At 38.3% G+C, this 17601-nt stretch carries 11 protein-coding genes; 7 read left to right on the top strand and 4 right to left on the bottom strand.

The window, feature by feature from the left end; translation table 11 throughout:
• The first annotated feature begins 173 nt into the window (after nt 1-173).
• The 5 genes from DV942_RS00835 (at nt 174) to DV942_RS00815 (ending at nt 11523) form a co-directional block, all read left to right on the top strand.
• Nucleotides 174-2006, top strand: coding sequence for an ABC transporter ATP-binding protein (locus DV942_RS00835; RefSeq protein WP_145854454.1), 1833 nt, complete (start codon nt 174-176; stop codon nt 2004-2006).
• A 1421-nt stretch (nt 2007-3427) separates the two neighbouring features.
• Nucleotides 3428-5380: a hypothetical protein gene (locus DV942_RS00830; protein WP_145854452.1), complete on the top strand. Its 1953-nt coding sequence runs from the start codon at nt 3428-3430 to the stop codon at nt 5378-5380.
• A gap of 23 nt (nt 5381-5403) precedes the next feature.
• Nucleotides 5404-9102 (top strand): hypothetical protein, encoded by a 3699-nt coding sequence (locus DV942_RS00825; RefSeq protein WP_145854450.1) that lies wholly within the window; start codon nt 5404-5406, stop codon nt 9100-9102.
• Between the two features lie 112 nt (nt 9103-9214).
• The gene (locus DV942_RS00820) at nt 9215-10021 is read left to right on the top strand and encodes a hypothetical protein (RefSeq protein WP_145854448.1); all 807 of its coding nucleotides are present in this window, start codon (nt 9215-9217) and stop codon (nt 10019-10021) included.
• Between the two features lie 254 nt (nt 10022-10275).
• Nucleotides 10276-11523: a PIN domain-containing protein gene (locus DV942_RS00815; RefSeq protein WP_145854446.1), complete on the top strand. Its 1248-nt coding sequence runs from the start codon at nt 10276-10278 to the stop codon at nt 11521-11523.
• A gap of 26 nt (nt 11524-11549) precedes the next feature.
• On the opposite strand, the gene DV942_RS00810 is transcribed toward DV942_RS00815, so the two are convergent.
• The 3 genes from DV942_RS00810 to DV942_RS00800 form a co-directional block, all read right to left on the bottom strand.
• Nucleotides 11550-11969 carry a hypothetical protein gene (locus DV942_RS00810; protein WP_145854444.1) on the bottom strand — a complete coding sequence of 140 codons (420 nt, stop codon included), beginning with the start codon at nt 11967-11969 and terminating at the stop codon, nt 11550-11552.
• 185 nt (nt 11970-12154) lie between these two features.
• Nucleotides 12155-13741, bottom strand: coding sequence for a hypothetical protein (locus DV942_RS00805; RefSeq protein WP_145854441.1), 1587 nt, complete (start codon nt 13739-13741; stop codon nt 12155-12157).
• 32 nt (nt 13742-13773) lie between these two features.
• Nucleotides 13774-15150 (bottom strand): hypothetical protein, encoded by a 1377-nt coding sequence (locus DV942_RS00800; RefSeq protein WP_145854439.1) that lies wholly within the window; start codon nt 15148-15150, stop codon nt 13774-13776.
• Nucleotides 15151-15291: 141 nt separating this feature from the next.
• Here DV942_RS00800 and DV942_RS23735 point away from each other — a divergent pair, with 141 nt between their 5' ends.
• On the top strand, nt 15292-16044 hold the full coding sequence (locus tag DV942_RS23735; protein WP_145854437.1) for a hypothetical protein: 753 nt from the start codon (nt 15292-15294) through the stop codon (nt 16042-16044).
• Entirely contained in the window at nt 15950-16744 is a 795-nt protein-coding gene (locus DV942_RS00790) for a DUF5712 family protein (protein WP_244950882.1), read from the top strand. The genes DV942_RS23735 and DV942_RS00790 overlap by 95 nt, the downstream gene beginning before the upstream one ends.
• Nucleotides 16745-16855: 111 nt before the next feature.
• Here DV942_RS00790 and DV942_RS00785 read toward each other — a convergent pair whose 3' ends face one another.
• Entirely contained in the window at nt 16856-17584 is a 729-nt protein-coding gene (locus DV942_RS00785; protein ID WP_145854433.1) for a hypothetical protein, read from the bottom strand.
• Nucleotides 17585-17601 lie beyond the last annotated feature (17 nt).

The raw sequence follows: 17601 nt of genomic DNA, 5'->3' as shown, positions 1-17601 counted from the left end.
TTTAACCAACTTAAAGACAAAAAAATAGTAATCTGATAATCAGGAGCGTTAGAATTTCATGAAAAAAAAATGAAGTATTTTTGGCATTGATCCGTCTTCATTATCAAAACCCGCTTTGGCGCAGGAATAAGCGATAGAGCAGAAATCGCTCCAAACAAGATCACATCAAAACAATGGCAAGAAAACAGTTAAACAGTGGAAATGCACCAGGCGTTGAATTATCAAAAGCCAAAATAAACAGAAAAAGTTTGGGCAATGTTGCCCGTTTGCTTACTTATCTGAAACCCTATCGCGGCAAATTCATTGCAGCGCTGTTTTTTCTCTTTTTATCAAGTTTGGTTGGACTGGCCTTTCCATCTTTTATCGGTGCATTGATTGATACCGCACAGGGTAAACACGCCAATGGTTATTTGCCGGATACCATACCGGGAATCTTAATGTTAGCCTTTGTTGTATTGGCCGTGCAGGCAGTGGTGTCTTATTTTAGAATTTTATGGTTTGTCAATGTAGCAGAACGTTCACTTGCCGATATCAGGCGCGATACCTATTTCAAATTGATCACCTTGCCGATGAACTTCTTTTCCAACCGCAGGGTTGGGGAGCTCAACAGCAGGATCTCTGCGGATCTGTCGCAGGTTCAGGATACCTTAACCACCACCATTGCTGAGATGTTACGGCAGTTTGTATTGTTTGCAGGTGGCATTGTTTTGATGGCCATCATTTCGAAAAAACTGGTTTTTACCCTGCTTTTGATTTTACCCCTTATGATTGTGTTTGCGGTGTTATTCGGGCGGTTTATCAAGAAGATTTCGCGCCAGGCCCAGGATAAAATGGCCGAATCAAACAGCATTGTTGAAGAAACCCTGTCGGGCATATCAAATGTAAAGGCGTTTGTAAATGAAGCCTTTGAAGCCGCACGGTACAGGAATACCATCCGCGAGGTAGCCGATATTGCTATTAAAGGAGCCAAATTCAGAGGCATGTTTGTTTCCTTTATCGTGCTTTGTGTTTTTGGAAGTGTACTGGGGGTGATTGGTTATGGCTGTATCCTGGTCAGTCACCAGGAAATTACCTTTGGCGAACTTTTAAAATTTTCACTTTATGCGATGTTCCTTGGCAGTTCCCTGGGTAGTTTTCCGGAACTTTTTGCCAACCTGCAAAAGGCTGTAGGTGCCAGCGAACGGGTGCTGGAGATATTGGGCGAACAGGGTGAAGCAGTATCGATAGTCGAAAACGACAACGTACCAAAACAAAAAATAGCGGGGAATCTTGCTTTTAAACACATTAATTTTGCCTATCCCTCAAGGCCTGAAGTAGCGGTGTTAAACCAGGTATCTTTCGAAGCGAAAGCCGGACAAAAAATAGCAATAGTAGGTCCAAGTGGTTCGGGTAAATCGACTACTGCAGGATTGATCCTGCAATTTTACCAGCCCCAAAGCGGCGAAATCCTGTTTGATGGCAAACCAGCCGCTGCCTATTCACTTACGGATATACGGAATCAGATCGCGATTGTGCCACAGGATGTGATGTTATTTGGCGGAACGATATTGGAAAACATCGCCTATGGCAAGCTAAAGGCTACAAAAACCGAAATTATACAGGCGGCTAAACGGGCAAATGCGCATGATTTTATCAGTGCATTTCCAGAAGGCTACGAAACCGTTGTTGGAGAACGTGGCGTAAAACTTTCGGGTGGGCAACGCCAGCGCATTGCCATTGCCAGGGCGCTGTTAAAAAATCCGTCTATATTGATTCTGGACGAAGCCACTTCTTCGCTCGACTCCGAATCAGAACGCCTGGTGCAGGAAGCACTTGAAGAATTAATGAGCGGACGGACGTCTATCATCATCGCGCACCGGTTATCTACCATTCGTGAAGCAGACAGGATCCTGGTGCTGGAAAAGGGACAGATTGTTGAATCGGGCACCCACCAGGAACTCATGAAAACTGAACAAGGACTGTATAAGTACCTGAGTGGCTTGCAACTCGAGGCGCAACAATCATAAAACAGCATATAAAAAAGGAGGTATTGAGCGAGTTTCCCTGTTATTTTACAGTTGCGGGTGATGGCCTGAACTATACCTCATTGGCTGATTAAAACCTTAAAATGCTTACTGATGCTTTAAGAAGAGCGATCAGGTTACATTGATTTAGCCCATAAAGATATGGATGGGGAAGGGGCAACCGGACACAAAACAGCTTCAGTTATTTACCCGTTCAATCTTAGCACTGTTGCCTATGGCTGGATGAATAAAATTAAGTTGATCTACTCCATAAGGCGAATTACAAACACTGTACAATGATCAAACTGTAGCAGCTTACCAACGCCTGGTACAAACCCTAATAAATTGCGTTGATATTGCCCTTGCCGAAAAATTTATAAGCTTTTTTTGGTCCGTTTCGCCATAATTTGAGTATATTGTAATCACCCAAAAAGATGAGTACCCAAATCATCCATCTGAAAAAAAATACTCCCTAAAAATATTCAAAAGTCCACATTCACCCCACGTTTGACCCACCTTCCGGCCAGGCTTGCGTGGTACCTGCTTGCACACTGCTAGACACTTACTTTGGTAGAGTTGTAGCCCTGGTATAGATCAGGATGATCAAACATTTACCTCGCTTTCGATGGCAAGGTTTACAATGGGTAAATAAAGGGTAAAGAGAAATTCAGCCGAAGGTATTGCTGGTGTATAGCTGTGTCGGAGCAACGCGGGGCAATAAACGGCTGTTTGGGATTTTAGTATCATGAAATAAATCCTTTTGAAATAAAAATGCTACAATGAGCAGGAAAGGATTTATGTGATCCTGCTGGGACGTGAACTTCGTTCAATTTTCAGCGTTTAAAAGCTATCTGGAAGGTTTTTAAAATGTGACTCACCGAATCACTCACCTTTTTGTCTGTATTTTTTAGTTGCAATTGCTATTATTTAAATATAAGTTTTTTCTTTAAAAAAGATTAGTAAAAAGCAAAAATAAGCAAACCGATTAAAACCGTTTCTATAAATTGCTTTATTATCCTCACATTTATAATTGGTCGTATCCAAAGTTAAGTAGTTAGTTGCAAGATGAACAACCGGACATTATACCCAGTAGAGTGAATGCAAAACCCTCTAATAGGCATTTTTAAAATACATCTTCGAAAAAAAGGATTGAAAATGGTTTAAACGACATCTAAGTCGATTCCACTTAATTTAACTATTTTATTATCATTAATGCACTTTTATTTTTATAAATTTCCCTGATTATTCTGAAAAGTTCCTGTAGGTGTTACATTACATCCTCAGGCGCCCCGCATATCATTAATGATAAGGGCAACAATGATAGAGATATAACTATTGTTGCCGCCTTCCGGATTTTATCGTCTGTTGATCCTGCTCAGACTTCACTATATTTACATCTTAATCAAATAGTTAAACCAGTAACGATGCCTATTAGCAACAAGAGAAAAAAGAAAAAAAAGAAGTCTAATAAGAATTCTGACAAGCAGGTTACTATCGTCAACGGAATGAAAATCGTTAGAAAAGGAAATACGATCTTTACCCATAATCAGAGGACACCGGATCAGCATCAAGAATTTTTAGACCAAATAGAAACTGCTCTTCCCAAAGTGCTGGAGGGGATAAATGAGCGTATCTCAGAGGTTTTCGATATTTTCGAGAAATACGACAACATAGAACTTTTAGGAGCACTATCTTGCAATGACATTTTTAAAAAAACAGATCGTATCGACGATGGCCTAAGTGAGGTTATCCTAGAATATGGAATGAGTGTATCTTCATCGATCCCTGAAAAAGCTGATCGAGAACCGCCAACACCAGAAGTATTGCAAAACATGATTGAAACCCTTGGTGAGATCAGAGATAATTATAATGGCTATTATGTCCATGAATCTGTATTAAATGGCAATACTGAAGGAAAGGATCGCCAAGGATTGAATGATTTAAAAATTCATGTTATCACAGAGAGCCTGAATATCAGGGGTATCGGCTACTATGTCCACATAGAACAGCTTTTTCTGGAAATGTTCTCACTCCACGACAAGTTCTTATCTGAAAAATATGGTTTTACCGCACATGATTTCATAAAAGCATTAAATGATATAGAAACGTCATGCTTGACAAGGATACCCAATCGATGGGGCGGCCCTCATCCCATCCTTGAGCAAAGATTTATGAACTGGGCGCAGTCTAAAAGGATATTTCCGCCACCTTTCTCAATAACTCCTAAATTAGCTAGAGAGTTCCAACAGGACAACCCTGATGTGTATGTAGACGAAAATGGAATTAGGCTTTTCAAAATAAACGAGATCGGATCATACCATTTATTATTTAAGATAATATGCACAAGTTTGGTTCAGGAAAAGGTCGTGGACGCACTCTCCCTCGAATTTGGTCAGAATGAGAAATTTGCTGGTGATAAGATAAAGGGTCACCTTTTAGCCTCAACACAAATCCATGAAAAACCTTTTCTTAAAAATGCTGAAGGGGATTCATTCATTTTTTCAAATGCACTTGCATCCAGGAACTATCTTACAATTGGACAAGCTTTAATCAAAGATAAAGATCCAGCTTACTATAACAAAAAATTTCTTGGAAAAGCCTACGAGATTTGCAGGGACCGATTTATTGAGCGAAAGATAGAAGAGGTGTTCCGTTCACTATTACCCGAGGTTATGTTTTATCCAAATGTTAAGTATCCGCTTCCCGAAACGCATAATAATTCTACAGCGTTGGAAATGACAGAACTGGATTTACTGGGAATAGGACCAAATGAGACTTATTTAATAGAAGTTAAAGCTGGGGAATTCAATGACTCGGCCAGACGAGGAGCCGTTGAAAGTATGGTCAGTCGACTTAAGAAAAATGTTGGTAAGGGTGTCTATCAAAGTCAACGAGCCGAAAACCATATCCGTTTAAATGATGTACCATATTTCATCGAAGAGGGTAAAGAAAATCAGTTGCCAATTGACAAATCAAAAAAAATATACAAGATCATCGTTACCCTGGATTCATTTTCAGGCCTGCTGACTCGGATAGATTCTTTAGAGGAGGCAGAAATTATTGATGCTACAGGTGATTCTCCCTGGATTATCCATATTTATGATTTGATGGTTTTTGCAGATATCATCGAATCTGCAAAAGACTTTAACGACTATTTAGACAAGCGTATTCCCTTAAATAAATGGAAAGCATTCTCTACCCAAGATGAATTGAATTTGCTCGGATGCTTTTTTGAAGAGGGGTTGGTGTTTAAAAAGCACATAAAGCACTTGGACAATTTTACAGTGGGCCGTTATCTCCATGATTTTGACAGCTATTATAATGCCTTGCAAATGGGGCAAACCATAGCAAAACCAAAGCGAAAAAATTTCATATGATAATTGAATAACAGTAAAGCCGGATGCAAAAGATAGTTAAAAGCCTCAGTGATAAATTCGCTAAATATGATAAAGAAAGCCTAATTTCCAAATTAGGTGCAATAGCCCTTTTTCCTGAAAACCACTCAAAAAAACCACGGCTCAGGGCAGCGCTCCAAGCTGCTATCTGCTCGAACAGTAGTAGCGAGCAAAGAAGTGAGGTCAACAGTTCAATTTTGGCTGAATTGTTAGAACAGCATTTTACGCCTGATGAACAAATATGGCAATATGAAGATCCCCAAGAAGTACTGTTTACCGAGCTGATACAATTTCATGGGGGAAATTTTATTGTTTTTCCAGAAGTTCTAGCTGATAGTCATACTGCGCTGAAATTTTTTTTGGACACTATTTTTATGGATGGAACCAAATTCCCGCAGCCTTTTAAACAGGAGATTTATTACGCTGCCAGTAGTCTGCTCAATATGAGTGATACGATAGCCAAAAGAATGGGATTTGATAGATATCTTAATAGCCCGGTTAGCCATCACGACCCACTATATTTTGGAAATCAAAACCTAATTAGTAATGCGTGCAACGCTATCAAATTTCAGTATAGTAAAGTCGTCGGCATAGATCGTGGTGGATTTGAGCAAAGAGAAAATACTATAAATTTTTTCATTTGTGATGAAAAATCAAAGTTCATTGACGAGGATGATTTTAATAAAAATCCTCTGCAAACTAAACCATTTTCAAAATTTGGTGACACATTAATAGTTAATCAAATAGCTACTATACCGGCTTCACTAGTACATTTTATAATATCCAAAATATTAGAGTATCAAATAAATGATCAATTTGTAGCCGATTACCGTAGAGTATTGAAAAAACATATTGAAATGCTTTTCACTCGTCTTAGCTTAAAGCCTTTTAAAGAAATACCCGCCCTTTCCAAAGCGCATCCTCTTTATGGTTTAGAAATACTTTCAAAAATAGACGATGATAAACTGATACATATTACCATCGTACCAGATCAGTTTAAGGCATACAACAAAGACATATTTTTCACAACAGGCAACGAATTAGTTAGCCCTGATGTGCTTCATAGAAGAAAGGACTTTATCTCCGAATGCATCGCAAATGAATTCATTGATCACAAAATTCTATTTCTTGACATTTATGTACCGATTGGTAGAGAATACAAAATAGTTTTACCTAAGCAATCATTCAATCATCTTTTAATGAATGTTGCGGACCTGACAAGTATTGCCCATCATGATAGCGGAAAAGATAAACTGCTATTATGGAACTACTTTTTAGCTGAAAGAGATGTTTTGAATCATTCAGAGATAATAGCTTTTAGTACGTTAGATAAATATGCCTTTTATTCACGAAACCGTAATAGCTTTTATTTTACAGATGATGCCAGGTATCCAAACATCACATTAGAAATCGGCCTAGCAAATGATTTCAGGGAAGAGGCTTATAGAAAGGCAGATCCGCATCTAGTACTTTTCAATCATTCAGATTTGCTTGCGCAGGTGGAACGTAAGTTTCCTCATAAAGAAATAGATATTTACATTCCAATTGAACCAGAGTTATTACCACGTTTATATGTGAAGGGTAAAAGATTATCTTTTTGGGTGCATGTTAACATGCAGGACACCAGTGAAGTTGCTGTTCGCCAAGTAGCTTGGTCAATAATGGAAGCGTGTTCCTATTGGATTTGGCAAATATCTTCCGAATTGCAAAATTATGCCGATTACGCTGAAAGGGGGCTTGTGCAGTTTCAGTTTAACCTAATTGACCAACATAAATGGGCAAATTATAACTATGACAAGAAGTTAGATAGCGTTCATGTCTCTTCTCTATTTACGGCAAACTCGAATGAGCATAAGATCAACATCAATGTACCTTTTGAGTTTGCCTATCTAATCAATGGGAAGAACAATGACAATGACATGGTATTGCTGGAATGGATTTTAAAAGGTATAAATTCATTTCTTGAGTGCAAGGATGCCTTAACCAAATTGGATATACGGCAACTAATTGACAAATATTGCCCTGCTGGCAAGAAAACTATGATTTTAGGCTTTGACGCCTTTGAAAATCCAATGTTATTTGGTCATAAGCTTCCTACAAAGAGATTGGTATCCCGCTTCCACGTGGAGCAATTGCTCAATGATCTCGCGCAAAAAGCTGTACCAGGATATCCACTAGGTAATCTGACTACCCAAAGAGAAAAAAACAAATTATGTCATGCCGTAGTTGCCTATTACTTTAAAACACTACAGGAATTAGTTGCTGTCTTTCCTGCTTCAGAACTAATTTATCGAACAGTTGGACTCAGTGAAGAACTATGGCGAGCTAAGCATATTGCAGGAGCTAAAGTGACTTCACGCCTTGCTTGTTTTGGGGAAGTTTCCACCTTACGAGACGAGATATTGGATGAAGGACTTGAAATTGATGAAGCTTCAGTTGCATTACGATGTTTGATCGAAATCATCATCGCTACCCCACCATCTGGAAAGAAAACAGTGAATAACTATGATATTGATCAAATGCTAGCCTTATCCAAGGAAATCATCACATGGGGTGGTCTTAGTGAAGAAATAAATCTGGGGATAAACGACATTGAACTGGGTATTCTTCCATCAGGCCGTCTGGCAACTGGAAAAGAATTTCTGCATAATTCATTGCGACCATATAACATTGCTAAAAGAAATGAAGGCATCGACGACCGTATTGAAGAAGAACAAGCTCTTGCTCTTGGCTTATCGAAAAACGAACTCATTTCATCCTCCGAAACCGAATCTCTTAAAAATAAAGCCTATGAGGAAGAATTTATTTACCCATGGGATGAAATACTTGATATTTTAGTTGCGCTTATGGAATATGGGTATCAGCAGGAAGATGGTGTTATAATGTTCAGAAAAGATGTATTAATTAAAGAACTGAAGGAAAAAATAGAGCTCAGCGAGGAGAAAATAGAATATGTTCTTGGTGAATTTAGTTTAAAATCAAGGAGTTCATGGGGTGACGTTCCCGAAGGATACACCCAAACTGATATCTATCCATGGCGCTACAGCAGGGCATTGTCTTATATGAGAAAACCCCTGCTTCAGCTTATGAAAAACGAAATTATATATTATTATTGGGGAATGCGGCAAGTCATACTTAGTTGGCAGTACATATCAGACCTAATAGATAGCGGACGATATACGTATAGAACTAAATCCATGGGCAAATACATTGGCCATATGCTCAATATAAAAGGAAAAACTTTTACACAAACAGTATATAAATGGCTGGAAAACAATGATGCTTTATCTGAATGCATAATTGACCATGAGGTGAAAATTGACATAAAAGGTAAGATGATTGCATACAAAAATTTAGGAGATATAGATATATTAATCATAATCCCTTGGCAAAAAAGAATCATTTCCATTGAATGCAAAAATCTCAATCCAGCTAGAATTACAAGTGAATTTGCCTCTGAACTCAAAAAATTTGAATCGGACTGGATAGGCAAACATCTCAAGCGTCACAAATGGTTACAAAACAATTTAGTTGAACTGGGTCGAGCATACAATATTGAAAATTATGATCAGTATGAAGTCAGATCAGTGTTTTTAACGAGTGAAAAGGTACCATATCCATTTATTACAAAAAACTATAAAAATCTTCCATTTTACGACTTCGGAACTTGGAAGCGCAAGAGCAGTCTTTTATATGAGATGTGATATTTCCGTCGTCACTTTACAATAAAATAAATAAATTTTCAAATGTCGGGCAGCTACCTAAACTCTACAATAGGCTAATCGGTATTTTTGGAATCCAATTTAAATAATCAATATGAGTAAAAGCCTTGCCAGGTATAAAAACAAAGAATTTGTAGTGATCAAACATCTTTCCTTTGAGGAACAGGCTACAATTGAAGTCATGTTCCAGGTGATAAACGATTTCGACGTGCAAAACTTAAAGTTTGAGATTGTTCGGGACATTTACCAGGAGATGTTGGACACGTTACAGAGTGGTAAACCATCACATATCCTCTTTAGGCAACTAATGGAACTGATGTCAACTTTCAACGCGTTCTTAAATCATTGGAATACATCCCTGAAGAGAACGTTCGGCGAAAACTCGAAAAACTATAATGATTTTAAAAAAAGTACGGCCGAACAGTATGACAATCATTTTGAATACAGGTTTTTGTATGGACTTAGAAATTATATCCATCATTGTGGTATGCCCAATATAATGGTAACCTCCAAGTTGGATGAAAATGAAAACCAAGTACATCATTTCATGGTCAATAAGACTGAACTTATCGAGGGTATGGATTGGAAAAAACGTATCCTAAGCGATTTCGCATCAATGAACGAATCGTTTGATATCTTTCCATATTTCAAAGTCCTTATCCAATGCGTAACCAGGATACATACAATAGCGATCAATAACATCGATACAGTAAAACTATTGATTTGCGCTCAACGAATGATTACCTATAAAAAATACCTTGATGACGATAATACACAATTGGTATTATTTGGTTATAGTACAATGGGAAAAGAGGATGCGCCTAAAAATCTGCATTGGGAACAGTTTAAATTTGACCTTGCCGAATACCTAATCAAACAGATAAAGCCCACACAGGGTTAAATTATCACATGTCAAAGTGGTCATGAAATTTTCACAAGGCCTTACATGTTGGTGTTAGAAATTGAGGCCCGTAGGCGTTTTGATTTTACAATTGCTCGTTTTTCTTTCTTCCAGCACCTATAGTTGTTGTTCTTTCAGCGTTAAAACTTTTAGTGCCCCAAAGGTGGTCAGTTTAAAAATATAGCTTACTCTATTAGGGAGAAATAGGATTTACATTTTACATCTTTTATATTTGGGAGATAATTATTTGCTCAATGCCCGTTTACGTTTTCCTAGACACGAATAACTGGATTTATCTGGCTAATGGCTTTGATATATATTCGAACAAACATGGGGATTTACATCTGAAAATTTTCGAGACAATCGAAGAAAAATCGAACGATGGAACCTACGTATTTTTGGTAAATGAAATTGTTCTTGCCGAATTTGAACGCAACAAAATTCAAACAGAAAATTATATTGTAGAAATACAGAAAAAAGCGGCACATCATGTAAATAATCTCAAACCAATTAAAGGATTCCTCGCGGCGGAGGATTTGAATAGAGTAAACGAGATCGAAAACAAAATAATTGAGCAAGCGAAACAAAGAATAGATCAACAGAAAGAACACATAGCAAAGGTTGAACACTTTATTAAAAATGCCACAGTAACAATTCCTGTCACAGATCAGCACCATATAGATGCCGCAAAAATGGCACTGGACAGAAAAGCGCCATTCATAGGGGAAAAGAAAAACAGCATGGCTGATGCACTATTGATGCTCGGTTTCGTCGATTACATGAGGACGATTGGGATTACCAAAATTGATTTTAGCCAATGGGGTGACAACGAAGGTTTCGAAGTCGAAAATTTTCCTTTGTCATACTTCGTTTCAAGTAATTCGGGTGATTTTTCTGATCCAAATAATAAGGAAGCCTTACATCCTGATTTGGAACCTTTAATGGCACACAGCAACTCCAAGTTTTATTATGTCTTGCATAAACTTTTAAAAGACGTGGAGCAGGAACTGTTGACTCGGGATGAAGAATCAGCCATCGAGAATGCAGAAGATTGGTTAAACTGTGAAGTCTGTGACCATGAGTTTTCCCGTGTTGATTTTTTCAAGCCGATTTCTCTTTTTGATCCTCATTTGATTAAGGCTGGAAGCAGAGACAAAAATCAACTTGGTCTTTTTGAAGGAATAAAAATTCAGCTTGAAAATCCTTATATCGAAGTAATTACCGGAGAATGTAATATGTGTAGTGCATCGTATTTAATCTGTCCAAATTGTGAGGATTTAGTTACTATCGGGTCAGCAAACCATAAAGCAAACTGTTCTGGCTGTCACTACAAATTTGTTCTCCATGAAAAAAGAGATCATATAGGATTCCTCGAAAAATTGGAATACGAGATATTAATGCGCCATAGCTGCGCCTCTTGTGGTGATGAGTTGGATGAAGTCAGTGTTAATAATTTATGCGAAACGTGCCAGGAATATGAGGATGATACAATAAATAACTAGCTCGGGATTTCAGAAATAACCCTGACTTATAACAGCAAGCCAAGGCTTGTCAACTGGCCATTGTTTAATTTCCAGTTTATTAGGGCTGTCGACTCGCCAAAAATATGATATCCTTGATTTCGACCTTTAACTATCACCAAATTGTCTTTTGTAATGGAATGAATGATGTTTCTGGTAGCTCCTGAAGCGGTAACAGTGTGAATAAAAGGTTTTATAACATAATATTCTGGCGATTGCGGAAACTGGTTATTTTGGTATGCCTCTACATGAAATTGTTCTGCATTGAGCATAGCAATTGGGTCATCCGTTATTTCATAAGAAACGACTGTTCTAAAACCGTTATCAGTGTACAATGCCACTTTGTATGGATCATGCTTCATCGTAATCAACGCATTCTGGTTATGTCTTTGGATTAATGTGTTTATAAATTGATCTTTATTTGTCATGTATACAAAAATACCCCATCTCAAATTACTTCTAAATGCTATCTCTGAAAAATTTCAAAAATTGTTTTACACTGTGGGCTGGATATGATTTTAACACTGACCCTTTAGCGTGTATAGGGACATTAATGCAGATTTTAGACCAGTTTAAAGCCCTAGATGAATGGGAAACGGTTTGGTTAAGCTTTTTAAACTGATTTTCCTTTAAACCCAGGAACACCCATTTTTACAATGAACTCATTAAAGGCCTGATCCAATATAGAATTTCTGTGATCCATATCTTTATGGAAAAGGGTAGCTATAGACCATTGCCGCTCGGCAGGGCTTGCCACCTTTTTTTGTATCATCTCTATAATGTTCAATTTTTGATTAATAGCGCTGCCAATGGCTTCGATATCCGAGATTGAGGCAAATTGAAGATCATCTACCAATGACCCATTAAGGTTGTCGAGCATAGGTAGCAGGGTTGAATTGATTGAAAAAATATCCTCATAGCCGACAATCACACCAACAACTGAAGTGACTTTTGAAAATCTAGCATCATCTATTTGCGCTGTTAATATTCTCTTCTTGAAATCCGTTAACTGCTTCATTGCCTTTTGAATATTGCCGGATTTTACTTCCTTTTCTAACATTTGCTTATCAAAATAGGTGCGGGAATCAATATTGAGCAGCGAAGTTTTGACTTCAAATAAGATACATGTATCACCTTGAACAATTGCAAAGTCAGGGAGTTTTCCAGTAGTTTGAACAAAATCGTTATCAAGATCAACAAAATCATGTTTGCCCGAAATGGACAAATGTTTGCCGACGTAGGCACGATATACCATTCCGAAGGCGTTCCTGAATGGATTTTTTCCTATCTTTCCTTCTTTTTCGGCCAATTCTTTTTCTTTGTCTCCCAACAAATAAAATATTCCGGAACTAGCTCTGTCAAGCAGGTATTTAGCTTGCGGTACTACATAGGTAGTAGAAGATAATTTTGAAGACTTCTCAACTTTAACGGCCGGCATAATTGTTAACGGTTCAAGTGCATACATATCCTTGAGCCTATGCGGAGTTTTCCAATCGGTGCCACGAACCATTTCCCTATAGCGTTGCGGCGTCCCGCAGGACAATTCTAAGAATATGCGTTGCGAATCGAGAGTTATGACATGCTTAAGTTCTGATATTTCGTTTTTTATCTCGTAGTCCAACGTGCCGTTTGACAGAATCCACATTGCAAAGCCAGTAGACATGAACTCGATAAGAGTCAATCCAAAATATTCTTGAAACTTTTTGTCGAAATCATAGTCTGTCGGTGTATTAAGTATCAGCTTATGGAACAGAAGATAACCTCTACCGATTGTAGTTTTTTTACTGGCTTGAAGAGGAAATTGAATTTGACCTATCCTGTTGAAGTAAAGTGAAAACTTGCCCAGCATATCTTCCCCTGAAGATTCATCCAAGTCTTCCAAATTCACCACTTGATTGTAGGCTTTGTGAACCGCTGGATTATTTAGGTCAAAAAAAATTCCTTTATAGTCGTTTGCAGAAGAAAGTAATAGAAAACGTGCCATCCTGGAGAGGACAACAGATAACGATCGTCTATCTTGCTCACTTCTTCCCCGTGTTTGAAGCCAGTCCCAAATCCAGGCGGGTATATTTTTATTGTCTGCCTTAATGGTGCCATATTTCAAAGCAGCGTTTACAGCGCCGATCACATATAGTCCGTCAGATAAGTGGAACTTTTTTAATTGTTCATAGAGTTCATTTAGGGAGTTCTTAGATGTCATGGATACTGGTGTAGCTCAAATTTTAGCCTGATTTATAAAGGGTTATATGGATTGTGCAGGCTGTTATAGATGTCCTCGTAAGTTCGATCTGTCATTAATGCCGGGTACACTTGGTCAAAGCCAAAATTGTAAGGAAATTCGTTAATGAGATTTTTGTCTTTCTCCTGCATGTATTTACCATAATAGCCGATAATAACCTTATAGACTTGGATCGTACGAAATATTTCCCGGCTTAATAATTTAGAATAACGTATCTGTGAATAATGTTGCTTGGTATGAATGGTCTGATCCCTTAGCTCTTGCAGATCAGTCAGGCTTTGCCACCAGGTTTCTTGTTCTGGATTTGGTGTATTGTATATGTCTGTGAAAATATTCTTTAGCTTGTCTGTTAATGATAGAAACCTTTCGATATGATTTTTATCCATTACCTTAGTGCCATTTGGTTTGGTAAAGGTGTAATCATCAGGGATGAAATTATTAATAAATGCTTCAATCGAACTATAGGCAAAGATCAGCGCGGTTGTGATGAGTTCAAAATAGTCAAAATATTCTCGCTGTTGCTCTGGTATCGGAAAATTACCGGTGTAATGCTGATGCCTGATGAGAATAGTATCATCGTAAAATTTCTTTGCCGCTATAAGATTTTTTTCGCAAATGCTCGAATATAAGCCAACATCATTGGGCCGATCCAAATACGTAGAAAGACCGTCAAATTCTAATACCCAATTATCACCGAATGTGTGCCGGCGGTTCAAGTTATCTTCCTGTAGAATGATATCTGGCTTATGCGCCCTTAAATCTGCATGTTGCCGGTATTCAGAATTAATTTGATCTGACACATATAGTAATGGATCTATAATTCTCCAGGACGCATCCAAATAACCCACATAATAAACAACGTCGGTATACGAGTAACTTTTGTTCATGGCATCCACTACTTCCGGAGTTCTTGAGTTCAAAATATCCGAAATAAAACCAATGGCTTGTCTAAACTTCGATATCAGTACCTCGCTCGCATCGTTATGCATTTGAAACAATAATATCTTTCCGTCATTTGCTTTATAGAAAATGGTATAGGTGGCTGCCCTTATTGATTCCGATGTTGGCCTATCTTCTTTTCTGCCAGTCATTTTAAAGATGTCTTCAAGCTTGGTCGTGAAATCAAGATAAAATTCCGATGTGGTGTTGCACTCGTCTACAATGAAGTCTTGTGTCAGATAGAGGTTGATCCAGGAAGGAAAATATATAAATCCGTCAGTAGGAATAATACTGTTTTTTTCAATCGCAAGTAACGTCGTCGGGAAACCGCTTTCCTTTAAGGGTTTATATAACTTTTCCTGAAGAGCCAGCTGAAATAACTGTTCTGAACCAGTAAAGGCTACCATTGTACTAAAATCAGGCCAAATCATAAGCTAAGATAAGCTTCTTACCATGAATTACATTAAAATACGGTGTGTCGGGTTGATTATGCCGTCGCTTTCATTATAGCTACAATCATGAATATGATTTTTTTTAAAAACCTTAACTTAGTTTCATTTAAAATATAACTTATGAAAACAAGTTACTTTAAACCCCGCAAGCCCTTTTCCTTTTCTGCTCATCCATACGACTTAGGAACCTTTATGGGCTTATGGCACAACCATGATGATAACCATTTCCTGTTAAAGATCTACAGAATGGACGAAAAGGACTATTCCAATTATTATATTTATCACCTGAATTACGTCCTAGAAAATAAATTGGCAAGTAGCGAGGATTTCTTCAGTCATGTCTGGCAAATTGTACAGACCAGGGTTAAACATTTCGAAATGCAGGATCCTTTTTCAAGCAACCACGGCATGCATAGGCAAAACCTTGCAAAGCTCCAACAGTTCCAAAAATATTTGACGAGCATAGATGAGTGGAATGCGAGACCTGCTAATATCGTTATCGCCGAAAAAGAAGAACTCATCCAGAACCAGAAACAAGAGATTGAAAAACTAAATGCTAAACTGGCAGAACTAAACGAATACGAAGTTTCACTCAAGATCTTGATCGATGATGGCCACCTGCCAACTTTCATAGATGTTATTCAACAATTGCGTGAGTTACAACTGCCATCTGGCAGGAAACTTATAAAGAGCGACCACAAAATCCCGTATGCTAAGATGATCGCCAAATATTTCTCACACGGTGGTAAGGATATTCCCATCGAAACCGCTCGAAAATATCGCCAAGCTCTGCAAGGCCGATGCAAAGTTCTTTCTGGTCAACATCAGCCCCAGCCAAAAAGAATTGAAATACCTCGAAGAAAGCTATGGTAAAAAGGAGATCAAGAAACAGCTGAAGAAATATGCCGAAAAGGTAATGGACGAATATGCCAGGAACTTCAAGCGTGAAGGCATCAGTTCCGCCAGAGACCTGATGTGGTTCGGTAAGATTGAGCGCCATCGCTACTACGGCTACAAGGACAAAGAAGTATTAAACGGTGAAAGGAAACGTGCTGAGAGAAAAGAGGGCAACCAGATGCACATTCAGATCATCATAAGCCGAAAGGATGCCAGCAACAAAATCAAGTTAAGCCCAATGAACAATTCAAAGGGCAAGAACGAGGCACATTCCAAAAAGCTTGGACAGTTCAACCGTGTGGCGTTCAAGCAATCGGGAGAGACCATCTTTGATAGGCTCTTTGGTTTTGACAGGGGGCTAGATGAGACTTTTGCGCATGCAAACGTCCAGAAGAACGGTAGCACTGCACAGAGGGAACAGATGGATATTCTTGAACTGTCAACAAATCAGCACCATAATTTAAAGCATGTGAATGAACTGGCAAAGGATGTAGCAGATGGTCTTTATAACTCGGTTGCGGATATGGTCAAGGTAACAGGCCAATCGATCGGTGGATTTATTGAGGCAATGCTTGAACCAGTGCAGTCGATCGAGCCTGATGTAAATCCAGTGGAACTTGCAGCACGGAAAAGGCGGAAGCGAAAGATGCAACAAAACCAAGGCCTTGGGCGGTAGCATCAGATTTTCCCCCCGCGCATTTGCGGTCTGCAAAAACGGCCAGCCCACACAGCACCGCTGTTTTTGCTCTGGTATCTACGGAAAGAATTGTACTACACTATGGGAAGTTTAGTTTTCCATATCTATAGCCAGAATCTGATCTGCAATCTTTAAGCATTTTTCTATATTTCCGGCCAATCCCATATTGTAGGTTTCAATCTTAGACAAAGTCTTTGCAATTACCATTTTATCGGTATTTGACTTGATAAGACTAAAAATTTGAGGCGTGTAGCTTTGATATTCATCCCTTGGTGCTAAATCATTGATTCCAATTGGATCCCAATCATACCAAAGTATATCGTCTATTTGATGATAAAGGAGTATTTCTTTAGCGCTTGCTAGATCTGTAGTTAGGTTTTTATTTCCCCTAAATAAAAGTAAAGTAGTTTTTATATCTTCTTCGAGACTTTCATCCTGAAAAAAATCTGCCGCCTTCAGGGCTAAGCTTGGAATGTAATAACCGCTATCAAAGTCAAATGGTGCAGGCTTCCCTGACGAATTGTAAGTGATTTTGGCAATACTTTCTGCTAAAAGCACATATTCCTGGGGCGCATATTTTTTGCTGTCCAATAAAAAACGCCTAATTGAGCCAAATTGTTTATGGGCTTCATGCCAACGATCAGGCTTTTTTATTATGTCATTTAGTTCCTTGATTTGTTCTGGAATCTCTGTGATGTGTTTGTTGAATTTATTTAAAATTACTCCAGCCCACTTCGGTTGAAGATTGCTTGGAACAGCTTCAAAAATTTGTTGACCTATTTCAATGTTAGTTTTTATGTCGTGTAGTTGTGTATTCATTCTCTTTAAAGTTAGCA

Source organism: Pedobacter suwonensis (genome assembly GCF_007833675.1).
GTDB classification, from domain to species: domain Bacteria; phylum Bacteroidota; class Bacteroidia; order Sphingobacteriales; family Sphingobacteriaceae; genus Pedobacter; species Pedobacter suwonensis.
This window is presented reverse-complemented; position numbering and strand designations above follow the sequence as displayed.

What these genes read in the sequence shown, in the direction of transcription:
- DV942_RS00835 (WP_145854454.1), top strand. Translation starts at nt 174, where the DNA reads ATGGCAAGAAAACAGTTAAACAGTGGAAATGCACCAGGCGTTGAATTA.
- DV942_RS00830 (WP_145854452.1), top strand. Translation starts at nt 3,428, where the DNA reads ATGCCTATTAGCAACAAGAGAAAAAAGAAAAAAAAGAAGTCTAATAAG.
- DV942_RS00825 (WP_145854450.1), top strand. Translation starts at nt 5,404, where the DNA reads ATGCAAAAGATAGTTAAAAGCCTCAGTGATAAATTCGCTAAATATGAT.
- DV942_RS00820 (WP_145854448.1), top strand. Translation starts at nt 9,215, where the DNA reads ATGAGTAAAAGCCTTGCCAGGTATAAAAACAAAGAATTTGTAGTGATC.
- DV942_RS00815 (WP_145854446.1), top strand. Translation starts at nt 10,276, where the DNA reads ATGCCCGTTTACGTTTTCCTAGACACGAATAACTGGATTTATCTGGCT.
- DV942_RS00810 (WP_145854444.1), bottom strand. Translation starts at nt 11,969, where the DNA reads ATGACAAATAAAGATCAATTTATAAACACATTAATCCAAAGACATAAC.
- DV942_RS00805 (WP_145854441.1), bottom strand. Translation starts at nt 13,741, where the DNA reads ATGACATCTAAGAACTCCCTAAATGAACTCTATGAACAATTAAAAAAG.
- DV942_RS00800 (WP_145854439.1), bottom strand. Translation starts at nt 15,150, where the DNA reads ATGATTTGGCCTGATTTTAGTACAATGGTAGCCTTTACTGGTTCAGAA.
- DV942_RS23735 (WP_145854437.1), top strand. Translation starts at nt 15,292, where the DNA reads ATGAAAACAAGTTACTTTAAACCCCGCAAGCCCTTTTCCTTTTCTGCT.
- DV942_RS00785 (WP_145854433.1), bottom strand. Translation starts at nt 17,584, where the DNA reads ATGAATACACAACTACACGACATAAAAACTAACATTGAAATAGGTCAA.